5 protein-coding genes are annotated in these 7,997 nt (G+C 72.5%); 2 read left to right on the top strand and 3 right to left on the bottom strand.

Translation table 11 applies throughout. The annotated features are described in order from the left end of the window. Window positions 1–81 precede the first annotated feature (81 nt). A complete protein-coding gene (locus tag ABT084_RS13640; protein WP_351042205.1) occupies window positions 82–642 on the top strand; it encodes an HIT family protein in 561 nt (186 codons plus the stop codon). 280 nt (window positions 643–922) lie between these two features. Next, window positions 923–1,330 (top strand): DUF3224 domain-containing protein, encoded by a 408-nt coding sequence (locus ABT084_RS13635; RefSeq protein WP_351042202.1) that lies wholly within the window; start codon window positions 923–925, stop codon window positions 1,328–1,330. 22 nt (window positions 1,331–1,352) lie between these two features. On the opposite strand, the gene helR is transcribed toward ABT084_RS13635, so the two are convergent. The 3 genes from helR to ABT084_RS13620 form a co-directional block, all read right to left on the bottom strand. Then, window positions 1,353–3,554: an RNA polymerase recycling motor ATPase HelR gene (gene helR, locus ABT084_RS13630; protein WP_351042199.1), complete on the bottom strand. Its 2,202-nt coding sequence runs from the start codon at window positions 3,552–3,554 to the stop codon at window positions 1,353–1,355. 277 nt (window positions 3,555–3,831) lie between these two features. After that, on the bottom strand, window positions 3,832–5,499 hold the full coding sequence (locus ABT084_RS13625; RefSeq protein WP_351042196.1) for an AbeC-like domain-containing protein: 1,668 nt from the start codon (window positions 5,497–5,499) through the stop codon (window positions 3,832–3,834). A gap of 247 nt (window positions 5,500–5,746) precedes the next feature. Further along, window positions 5,747–7,987: an elongation factor G-like protein EF-G2 gene (locus ABT084_RS13620; protein WP_351042193.1), complete on the bottom strand. Its 2,241-nt coding sequence runs from the start codon at window positions 7,985–7,987 to the stop codon at window positions 5,747–5,749. Window positions 7,988–7,997 lie beyond the last annotated feature (10 nt).

Here is a 7,997-nt window from a genome sequence, read left to right as displayed (position 1 = left end):
GGGGCCCGTTCCCGCCCTCGTAGGGCCCGGGGTTTTTTTTCTTTGCGGGGGGGCCTTCCTCGTCCGTGACGGCAAGGTCATATGCTGCATCCCATGACGAGTGAGCCGGAGCAGCAGATCGGTGTCGGCACGCAGGACGCGTTCCAGCGGCTGTGGACGCCCCACCGGATGGCCTACATCCAGGGGGAGAACAAGCCGACCGGCCCGGAGGCCGGTGACGGCTGTCCCTTCTGCGGGATTCCGGAGATGTCCGACGCGGACGGCCTGATCGTCGCCCGGGGCAAGCACGTCTACGCCGTGCTCAACCTGTACCCGTACAACGGCGGGCACCTCATGGTCGTCCCCTACCGGCACGTCGCCGACTACACCGAGCTGGACGGCCCCGAGACCGCGGAGCTCGCCGACCTCACGAAGCGGGCCATGGCCGCGCTGCGCAAGGCCTCCGGGGCGCACGGCTTCAACATCGGCATGAACCAGGGCGCCGCCGCCGGCGCCGGGATCGCCGCGCACCTGCACCAGCACATCGTGCCCCGCTGGGGCGGGGACACGAACTTCATGCCGGTCGTCGGACACACCAAGGTGCTGCCCCAACTCCTCGCCGACACCCGGCAGATGCTGGCCGACTCCTGGCCCGTCGACTGACCGGTGCGGTGTCCGGGGAGCCCTGGGCCGAAAGGGGCGACCCAGGCCTCCGGGTCCCAGCTCTGCAGCAGTTCGATCCGACGCCGGTCGCCCTCGAGCCGCAGGGAGTCCAGCGGGATCCGGCCGTACATGACGAGGAGCAGCTCGTGGGCCGTGCCCCGGGCGGAGACGACGGCCGCGTCCGGGCCGCCGGGCGTGGGGAGAGGGGCGGGACGCGCGCCGCCGGCGTCCAGCAGCTCGGCGGCCCGCGATTGTCAGAGGGTCCCGCTACGGTCGGCGCATGAGAGCTACCGCGACCTTCACGGTCGAAGCGTTCGTCCCGACCGAGCTGAAGCCCGAACCGGCCGTGCCCACCGCACTGCCCGTAGGCGTGGCGACGATGGAGAAGCACTACGAGGGGGAGGCCGAGGGGCGTTCGGCGACCCTCTTCACCGCCGCGTTCGACCAGGCGAGCGGCGTCGGCACCTATGTGGCCATGGAGTCGTTCGAAGGCGCCCTGCACGGGCGGGCGGGCGCCTTCAACTTCGTGCACTCGGCGACCACGACCGGCAGCGAACGCACGGCGGAGTTCTTCACCCTCGTGCCCTCCAGCGGTACCGGCGAGCTGGCCGGGATCTCCGGCGCCGGGGGGATGGCCGTGGACGCCGACGGCACGCACCGCATCTGGTTCGACTACGAGCTCGGCTAGGGGAGCGGCGCCCGTCAGCCCGTCAGCTCGTCAGGACGACGAGTTGGCGGGTCGCGCGGGTCATCGCGACGTAGCGGTCGACGGCTCCTGCCACGCCGTCGCCGAATGACCGCGGGTCGATGAGGACGACCAGGTCGAATTCGAGGCCCTTCGACAGTTCCGGCGTGAGCGAGCGCACGCGGGACGCCGCCCGCGGCGCGGCACGGTCGAGGGCGTCGAGGCCGTCGAGGGCGGTGGCGCCGGCCGTACTGATGACGCAGGCGGTGCCCTCGGGGTGCGTGGCGAGCCAGGTGCCCAGGACCTCGTCCAGGTCCGCGACGGAGCCGTGGACGACGGGGACGCCGCTGCTGCGGATGGAGGTCGGCACGTTGGCGTCCGGGAGCGCGGTGCGGATGGCGGGCTCCGCTTCCGCCATGACCTCCTCGGGCGTGCGGTAGTTGACGCTCAGGGACGCCACGGTGATCCGGTCGAGCCCGGCCCGCTCCAGTCGCTCCCGCCACGACTCGGTGAACCCGCGCCGGGCCTGGGCGCGGTCGCCGACGATGGTGAAGCTCCGGGACGGGCAGCGCAGCAGCAGCATCTGCCATTCCGCGTCGGTCAGTTCCTGGGCCTCGTCCACCACCACGTGGGCGAACGGCCCGGCGAGCAGGTCGGGTTCGGCGGTGGCCAGCGCGCTCTCGTCGATCAGGCTCTCCCGCAGGTCGCTGCCGTGCAGCATCCCGAGCGCGCCTTCGCTCTCGTCGATGACGGTGTTCTGCAGCAGGCTGTCGATGGCCTCGGCCCTGCGCGCGCGTTCCGCGGCGACGGCGGCTTCGTTGCGGCGCGCGCGCCGGGAGACCTCCGGGTCGCCGAGCCGCTGCCGCGCCGCGTCCAGGAACGGCAGGTCGGACACCGTCCAGGCCCGGGCGTCCGCGCGGTGCAGTGTCCGTACGTCCTCGGGCGCGAGCCAGGGCGCGCACCGGCGCAGGTACGCGGGCACCGACCAGAGGTCCGCGACCAGCTCGGCGGCGTCGAGCATCGGCCACGCGCGGTGGAGGGCCGTGATCAGGTCCCGGTCCTGGAGCAGCGAGCGCCGCAGCAGCTGGGGCGGCGCCTCGCTCTCGTCCTTCCCGATCAGGATCGCGAGCAGCTCTTCCAGGATCTGGTCGCGCGCCTCGTTGTGGGGGGTCCCCGGTTCGACCGCCTCGAACGCGGCGGCCCAGTCGTCGGGGCTCAGCCAGATGTCGGACCAGTGGCTCGACACGGTCATGCCCTCGGCGGGCGGCTCCTCGTAGAGGCGGACGGCCGGTTCGATCGCCTTCACCAGGTCCGCGGACGCCTTCAGGCGGGCCACGTCCGGGTCGGTCTCGACGGTCGCCCCGGCCCCCTCGGCGACGAGGTCCCGCAGGGTGCACGTCCGTACGCCCTCCTCGCCGAGGCTGGGCAGGACGTCGGCGACGTAGGCCAGGTAGGGCTGGTGCGGGCCGACGAACAGCACGCCGCCGCGCCGGTGTCCGAGGCGGGGGTCGGAGTGGAGGAGGTAGGCGGAGCGGTGCAGGGCGACGACGGTCTTGCCCGTGCCCGGACCGCCGTCGATGACGAGGGCCCCGCGGGACCCGGCCCGGACGATCGCGTCCTGGTCGGCCTGGAGGGTGGCCAGCACGTCGCGCATGCGGGCCGAGCGGTTGACGCCCAGACTGGCGATGAACGCCGACTGGTCGTCGAGCGCCGCGTGCCCTTCGAGCCCCTCGGGGGCGAACACCTCGTCCCAGTAGTCGCTGATCCGGCCCCGGGTCCAGCGGTACCTGCGGCGGCTCGCCAGCCCCATCGGGTTGCCGTGGGTGGCCGCGAAGAACGGTTCGGCGGCGGGGGAGCGCCAGTCGAGCAGCAGTCGGCGCCCCGTGGCGTCGGTCAGGCCGAGGCGGCCGACGTGGACGGGCTCGGAGTGGTCCGCGGGGACGATGCGCCCCAGGCACAGGTCCAGGCCGAAACGGCGCAGCGTGCGCAGCCGGGCGGTCAGGCGGTGGATCTCCGCGTCCCGGTCCATCGCCTCGCGCCCGATGCCGCCGGGAGCCTTGCGCGTGGCCGCGAGCCGGTCGGACAGTTCGGCGATCGTCTGCGCGAGGCTCTCCGAGAGGGCGGCGAAGTGCCGCTCGTCGCCGTCGATCAGTGCGGGGTCGGACTTGGGGGCGAGGTGGTCGGGCAGGTCGAACGCGCTGATGGTCTGGGGCGAAAGCGGACGCAACGTGGTACATCTCCCAATTCGTCAGGATCTGGCCTCGGTCCGCGATTTTGCCCCACCACGGGGGCCTTGCCGCAAGCCCCCCAGTGCGCTATAAGTTAGGAGTGGCAAGGAGCGCGTTCGCTTCCTTGCCTTTCTTTTTTGCCTCCGCATTTGCCCCGGGTTTGCCCCCGGGCGGGCGGATCCTCCTACCGCCCGGAACGCCCGCTGCCCCGCTCCCGTGGCGGCGGGAGCGGGGCAGCGGGAGCAGCGCGAGCGGGGCGGTCGTCGGGCGCGGGGGTCAGGCGTCGTAGGCGTCGGCCTTGCGGGGCGCGGCGTCCTGGACCATGCCGCTGACGATCATCGAGCGGTTGGCGAAGCGGTCCGTGTCGACGCCGTTCTCGTCGAGAACGCGCATGGCGGCCGCGTGCACCGCGCGCAGTACGGGCGTCGCCGTGCGCATCGCGTCGTCCGCCATGAAGCGGTGGCGCCACATCGAACCGGCCCACACGTGCCGGACGCCGAACGGCTCCGGCAGGACCAGCTTCCCGCCCAGGAAGTCGAGCAGCGGCGGGTACCAGCTGAACGGGGCGCGGACCGCGAGGCGCACCACCTCGGAGGTGTCCACGAGGGCGTGGGTGCGCTCCACGGTCTCCCAGAAGCGGAGGGTCTTGGCGACCTCGGTGGTCTTCGGCGCGGACTTGGTGGTGAACAGGCCGTGCACCGGACCGAGCGCATGGGCGGTGACGTCCACGCGCAGGGTCTTGTAGAGCACGGTGACGGTGACCATCATCGTGATCACCAACTGACCGTCCCACAGGGGCCACTGGACCCCGAGGTAGTGCCGGTTGCCCGCGCCGAACTGCTGCTCGTTGCAGATCCGGGTGACCTCGTGCTGCTTGATGAGGAAGGTGTCGACGTCCGCGCCGGTGGGGCGGGCCACCTCCTTGGCGCCCTCGCCGACCGGGGTGACGATCCAGTGCGTGATGGAGGGCGGCGGGAAGCCGCCGGTGTGCAGCGGGCCGCGTTCCAGCATGCGCAGCTGGTCCTGGACCGCGCGGATCACGTCCCAGCTGCGGAAGGGGTGGATCTCGGCGCCCTCGGTCTTCGGGGCGAGGTCCTCCGCCAGCTGCCAGCTGCCCCACCGGGTGCCCATGCCGAGGATGCCCTTGGGGCCGGCGTAGAAGACGGAGTTGCTGCGGCCCTCGGCGGTGAGCTTCGCGAGCTGGTGGCGCAGGTCCTCGCGGTTCTTCTCGTCGGGGTTGCCGGGGACCGCCTCGGGGATCTTGGCGCCGACGGCGGCCCCGCCGAGCAGGCCGTCCCAGCGGGCCCGCATGTCCTTGGCGGACGCCTCGCAGATCCGGGCCGCGAGCAGCCAGCCCGCGACGGGCGCGATGATCATCGCGCGCAGGTAGAGACCCCAGAACCCGGTGAACGGCAGCCGGAACATCAAGATGGCCAGGACGAGCGCGATGCCGACGAGGAACGCGGTGCCGATCCAGGACGCGCGCTTGTTCTCGCTCCCGCCGAGGGACTTGCGCAGCTGGAACAGGCCCAGCCACAGCAGCAGTCCGGGCAGGAAGGGCAGGCCGCTGACCAGCATGATCAGCCGGAGCTTGCCGTCGCGTTCCTTGCGCAGGCGCGAGGCGGCGAGGCAGTGCTCGACGACGGTCTGCGGGTCGGCGCCGAAGGACTGGATCAGCGGTTTGCGGCCCGCGCCGAGCATGCGGGCCTCGACGGCCCGGCAGAAGGCCTCGCCGAAGTTGGGCTCGAAGAGGGAGATCTTCCCCTTCTTCACGGTGGACTCGTAGTGCTCGTTGTTGGCTTTGAGTATCTCGTCGGGCTTGCCGTCGCGGTACGCGGCGGAGGCCAGCGCGTTGGTCGCCGCGGTCTGGCCGCCGCCACCCTGGAGGGGGATCTGCGCCCCCGGCCTGAAGTCGAAACCGTCGTCCGCCACCGCTGCCCCCATCGCTGTGCCTTTGTGCCGTGCCCGGAGTCCTCGGAGTCCCGCCACCGGTGTGCCGCCGTACGGTGTCCCGCTGGTCCCGGTGTCCTGCGGGTACCGGTGTCCCGCCCACGGGGTGTCGCGCGCCCACCCTGTGTTCTGCCCCGCCCCGCCGAGCCTGAAAGAGCCTAGCGAGGGTCGGCCCCCGATGGTCATGGGACAGGGAAATACCGCCCACCGCAAGCGGGTTGGGTGGGCGGTCCCCGGACCGCTATGTCAACTGGTGCCCCTTCTCGTCCTGTTCGCGCATCTTGTCCGCGAGCGGTGGCGGCATGGGCTCGTGGCGGGCGTAGACACGGCTGAAGCCGCCGGTACCGTGGGAGACCGAGCGCAGCTCCACGGCGTAGCGGCCGATCTCGATCTCGGGGATCTCGGCGCGGACCACCGAGCGTCCGGGACCCGCCTGTTCGGTGCCGACGACCCGGCCGCGGCGTCCGGCGAGGTCGCTCATCACGGGGCCGACGTAGGCGTCGGGGACCAGGACGGTCAGTTCGGCGACGGGTTCGAGGAGGTGGATCGCGGTGTCGGCGGCCGCCTCGCGCAGAGCCAGGGCTCCCGCGGTCTGGAAGGCCGCGTCCGAGGAGTCCACGGAGTGCGCCTTGCCGTCGCGCAGGGTGATGCGTACGTCGACCAGCGGATACCCGGCGGCCACGCCGCGGGCGGCCTGGGCCCGTACGCCCTTCTCGACGGACGGGATGAACTGGCGCGGCACGGCCCCGCCGACCACCTTGTCCACGAACTCGATGCCGCTGCCCGCCGGGAGCGGCTCGACGTCGATCTCGCAGATCGCGAACTGGCCGTGGCCGCCGGACTGTTTGACGTGGCGGCCGCGGCCGGTGGCCTTGGCACCGAAGGTCTCGCGCAGGCTCACCTTGTGGGGGACGGCGTCGACCCGGACGCCGTACCGGCTGCGCAGCCGTTCCAGGGCGACCTCCTGGTGGGCCTCGCCGAGACACCACAGGACCAGCTGGTGGGTGTGCTGGTTCTGCTCCAGGCGCATGGTGGGGTCCTCGGCGACGAGCCGGGCGAGCCCCTGGGAGAGCTTGTCCTCGTCGGCCTTGCTGTGGGCCTCGATGGCGAGGGGGAGCAGCGGGTCGGGCATCGCCCAGGGCTCCATGAGGAGGGGCCGGGCCTTCGCGGAGAGGGTGTCGCCGGTTTCGGCGTGCGTGAGTTTGGCCACGCAGGCGAGGTCGCCCGCGATGCACCGCGCGAGGGTGCGCTGCTGCTTGCCGAACGGGGCGGTGAGGGTGCCGACGCGCTCGTCGGCCTCGTGCAGATCGCGGGGCGCGGCCCCGTCGCGACCGGGGAAGTGGCCGCAGACGTGCAGGATCTCCTCGGGGCTCAGGGTGCCGGAGAAGACGCGGACGAGGGAGACCCGGCCGACGTAGGGGTCGGAGGAGGTCTTGACGACCTCGGCGAGCAGCGGGCCGTCGGGATCGCAGGTGACGGCGGGGCGCGGGGCGCCGCCCGGGTCGGTGACGGCGAGGGCGGGGCGCTCCAGGGGCGTGGGGAACCCGCCGGTGATCAGTTCGAGGAGTTCGACCGTACCGAGGCCCTGGCGCGCGCCGTCGGCGGCGGGGGCGGCCATCAGCACGGGGTGGAAGGTGCCGCGCGCGACGGCCCGCTCCAGGTCGTCGACGAGGGTCTTGACGTCGATCTCCTCGCCGGCGAGGTAGCGGTCCATGAGGGTCTCGTCCTCGCTCTCGGCGATGATCCCCTCGATCAGGCGGGCCCGGGCGTCGGTGATGAGGGACAGCTCGGCGGGGTCGGGGTCGCGTTCGACGCGCTCGCCGGAGCTGTAGTCGTACACGCGCCGCGAGAGCAGCCCCAGCAGCCCGGTGACGGGGGCGTGGCCGTCGGCCCCGGCGGGCCCGTGGAGGGGCAGGTAGAGGGGGAGGACGGCGTCGGGGTCGTCGGGGCCGAAGGTCTCGCCGCAGACGGCCGCCATCCTCGCGTAGTCGGCGCGGGCGGCCTCCAGGTGCGTGACGACGATGGCGCGGGGCATTCCGACGGCCGCGCATTCGTCCCAGACCATGCGGGTCGCGCCGGAGAGCCCTACGCCGTCTTCGCCGTCCGTGGCGCCCCCGGCGGCCGAGACGACGAAGAGGGCCGCGTCCGCGGCGCGCAGACCGGCCCTGAGTTCCCCGACGAAATCGGCGTATCCGGGGGTGTCCAGAATATTGATCTTGATGTCGCCCCAGGCGACCGGGACGAGCGAGAGCTGGACCGAGCGCTGGCGCCGGTGCTCGATCTCGTCGTAGTCGGAGACGGTCGCGCCGTCCTCGACCCGGCCGGCCCGGCCGACGGCTCCGGCGGTCAGGGCGAGGGCCTCGACCAGGGTGGTCTTTCCGGCTCCACTGTGGCCGACCAGCACCACGTTGCGTATCGAAGAGGGGCGGTCGGCCGTCAGTGCCCTGCCGGCGGCCCCGGATTGCTGCGTCTTGTCACCCATGATTCTCGTG

Origin of the sequence: Streptomyces sp. NPDC002138, from assembly GCF_040296485.1 — a bacterium.
In the GTDB taxonomy this organism is placed as follows: Bacteria; Actinomycetota; Actinomycetes; order Streptomycetales; family Streptomycetaceae; genus Streptomyces.
The sequence above is the reverse complement of the archived record's forward strand: the minus strand, read 5'-3'. Positions and strand labels throughout refer to the sequence as shown.

Excerpts from the sequence above, each read along its gene's own strand:
- ABT084_RS13640 (WP_351042205.1), top strand. The coding sequence starts at position 82 with ATGCTGCATCCCATGACGAGTGAGCCGGAGCAGCAGATCGGTGTCGGC.
- ABT084_RS13635 (WP_351042202.1), top strand. The coding sequence starts at position 923 with ATGAGAGCTACCGCGACCTTCACGGTCGAAGCGTTCGTCCCGACCGAG.
- ABT084_RS13625 (WP_351042196.1), bottom strand. The coding sequence starts at position 5,499 with ATGGGGGCAGCGGTGGCGGACGACGGTTTCGACTTCAGGCCGGGGGCG.
- ABT084_RS13620 (WP_351042193.1), bottom strand. The coding sequence starts at position 7,987 with ATGGGTGACAAGACGCAGCAATCCGGGGCCGCCGGCAGGGCACTGACG.